The organism is Halorubrum sp. SD612, assembly GCF_002135005.1.
This window is the reverse complement of sequence record NZ_NEWI01000248.1, coordinates 1-2664: the sequence shown is the minus strand read 5'-3', so window position 1 is coordinate 2664 and position 2664 is coordinate 1. Positions and strand designations below refer to the sequence as shown.

The 2664-nt window shown below is 69.4% G+C and carries 5 protein-coding genes; 3 read left to right on the top strand and 2 right to left on the bottom strand.

The window, feature by feature from the left end; genetic code table 11:
* Nucleotides 1-56 precede the first annotated feature (56 nt).
* Both B9G38_RS15900 and B9G38_RS15895 read left to right on the top strand, forming a co-directional pair.
* Nucleotides 57-971, top strand: a complete 915-nt coding sequence (locus tag B9G38_RS15900) for an NAD-dependent epimerase/dehydratase family protein (protein ID WP_086221023.1) — start codon at nucleotides 57-59, stop codon at nucleotides 969-971.
* A 120-nt stretch (nucleotides 972-1091) separates the two neighbouring features.
* A complete protein-coding gene (locus B9G38_RS15895; protein WP_086221022.1) occupies nucleotides 1092-1652 on the top strand; it encodes a hypothetical protein in 561 nt (186 codons plus the stop codon).
* A gap of 38 nt (nucleotides 1653-1690) precedes the next feature.
* On the opposite strand, the gene B9G38_RS15890 is transcribed toward B9G38_RS15895, so the two are convergent.
* A complete protein-coding gene (locus B9G38_RS15890; protein WP_086221021.1) occupies nucleotides 1691-1906 on the bottom strand; it encodes a hypothetical protein in 216 nt (71 codons plus the stop codon).
* Nucleotides 1899-2162, bottom strand: coding sequence for a hypothetical protein (locus tag B9G38_RS15885; RefSeq protein WP_086221020.1), 264 nt, complete (start codon nucleotides 2160-2162; stop codon nucleotides 1899-1901). Before B9G38_RS15885 ends, B9G38_RS15890 begins: the two co-directional genes overlap by 8 nt.
* A gap of 107 nt (nucleotides 2163-2269) precedes the next feature.
* Here B9G38_RS15885 and B9G38_RS15880 point away from each other — a divergent pair.
* Nucleotides 2270-2664: saccharopine dehydrogenase NADP-binding domain-containing protein (locus B9G38_RS15880; RefSeq protein WP_198945722.1), on the top strand; the 395-nt coding region annotated here is incomplete at its 3' end.

Below are 2664 nucleotides of genomic sequence, written 5' to 3'. Positions count from 1 at the left end.
CACCGGGCTCCCGCGAAACCGAAGCGCTAAACCGTCGCCTCTGAGGACACACGAGCATGCAGAACAAACGCGTCCTCGTCACGGGCGGGGCCGGGTTCATCGGCTCGAACCTCGCGAACCGGCTCGCGGTCGACAACGACGTGATCGCCGTCGACGACACCTACCTCGGCACCCCCGAGAACCTCGACGACGACGTGGAGTTCGTCGAGGCCTCCGTCGTCGACGGCGAGTTCCCCGTCGACGTCGACGTCGTCTTCCACCTCGCCGCGCTCTCCTCGCGGAACATGCACGAGAACGACCCCCAGCGCGGCTGCCGCGTCAACGTCGAGGGGTTCGTCAACACGGTCGAGCGCGCGCGGAAGGAAGGCTGCGAGACGGTCGTGTACGCCTCCACCTCGTCCATCTACGGCAGCCGCACCGAGCCCTCGCCGGTCGACATGGAGGTGGAGGCGCGCACCGCCTACGAGGCCTCCAAGCTCGCGCGCGAGCGCTACGCCGAGTACTACGCCAACCACCACGACATGAACGTGGCCGGCCTGCGCTTCTTTTCGGTGTATCAGGGGTTCGGCGGCAACGAGGAACACAAGGGCGAGTACGCGAACACGGTCGCGCAGTTCGCGGACGCGATCGCCTCCGGCGAGGCCCCGGAGCTGTTCGGCGACGGCACGCAGACCCGCGACTTCACCCACGTCTCGGACGTCGCCCGCGCCTGCGAGCTCGCCGCCGACCACGAGCTGACGGGCGTCTACAACGTCGGCACCGAGGAGGCGTACTCGTTCAACGAGATGGTCGAACTGATCAACGACGCGCTCGGGACGGACGTCGGCCCCGAGTACATCGAGTGCCCGTTCGACGGCTACGTCCACGACACGATGGCCGACTACTCGACGTTCCGCGAGGCGACCGGCTGGGAGCCCGAGATCGGCTTCGAGGAGGGCGTCGAACTGGTCTGCGAGCCGTACGAGAACTGACCGGCGTTCGCGGTCGAGGGCGGGGCGGTCGTGCGCGCGCCGCGGCACGGTGGTGCCTTCCCGCGAGCGCCGCCGACGAACCGGCGATCCGTTTTCAGTCCCGGCGCCGTTACGACACGCATGAGCTCCGATCCAGAAGCGGTCGCGGAGGCGCTCGCCGCCGCGGACGCGGACGAGACGAACCGCGTCATCGACGATCTCAGCGGTCTCGACGTGACCGCGCAGTTCAGGCTCTACGACGACCTGTTCGACGCGTGCCGCCCGGTCTTCGACGACGCGGCGGACGGGTACGTCCGCCAGTCGGTCGTCCGAACGCTCCGAGAGGCGTATCCCGGCGTCGAGCGACACCCCGAGGGCAGCGACGTGCTCGCCGCCGAGGGGGCCTCTCAGGCCGCGATCGCGGAACAGCGCGAACGGTACGTTTCGCTCCTGCTCGCCGCGCTCGACGACCCGGACGGGAGGGTTCGAATCGCGGCCGCCGACGCGTTCGATCTGCTCGCCGTCGGTCTCGGGACGGCCGACCTCAGCGACGAGCGGGACCGAATAGCAGAGGAGTTGGAAGCGCTCGCGGAGGGCCAGCCCGAGGAGCGGCGGAAACACACGGAGCAAGCCCGCGAGTCGCTCGAACGGCTCGGCGTTTCCGGCCTCCTCTCGGGGGCGCTGTCGGACGAGCGCTCGTAGCGGCGTTCGCGGCCGGAACGGCTTCGTGACCGAGCGCGTCAGGACGCGTCGACCGCGCTGCCGGCGGCGACGAGGAAGCCGATGATCGCGGTGATCAGGCCGACCGTCCCGATGGCGACGGCACCGATCTGGAAGGCGTCGCCGGACAGTCGCTGCGCCGTGAGGAACAGGAAGACGGTCGTGACGAAACCGACGAGCGCGAGGATCCGACCGAAGCGGCCGGTGTCGAATCCCGGTTCGGCGTCGCTAGACACGGTTTAATATCTCCTTCAGGACGCCTTGGTACTCCTCGTCGGTCGCGGCGTTGCCGAGCGAGTGGATCGACTGGCAGATCCACAGCCCGGCGGTGAAGTTGATGAACGCCGCCATCGAGACGGTGCCGACCTGTCCCTCGACGAACAGCCCCGAGACGACGGCCCCGACGAACCCCAGCGCCATGAGCGCGTGGGTAACGAGCGATCGGGTACCGAAGTCGGCGAGCTGTAACGACAGACGAGTGCCTACGGCCATGTATTCGTTTGCGGGCGACGATGTAAAGAGGTACCGCGCCGCACGCCCGGTGACCGTCGGTCGACCCCGCGCGTTTACCCCCGACCACTGCGTAGGCGGAAGCGAGAATGAGCGACGCAGACCGGACGTACGACGTCGTTGTGTGGGGCGCGACCGGGGTGGCCGGGCGGTTCGCGGCCGAGTACCTGACGGAGCGGTACGCCCCGGACGAGCTCGCGCTGGCGATCGGCGGGCGGGACCGCGAGAAGCTCGACGCGCTCGCCGCCGACCTCGCCGGCCGCAGCGACGCGCGGGACGAGGTCCCGGTCGTCGTGGGCGACGCGACCGACCCCGAGAGCCTGCGCGCGCTCGCTCGGGGGACGCGCGTCGTCTGTACGACGGTCGGGCCGTACACCCGACTCGGGACGCCGCTGGTCGAGGCCTGCGTCGAGACCGGCACCGACTACTGCGACCTCACCGGCGAGGTGAACTGGGTGCGCGAGACCGTCGACCGGTTCCACGA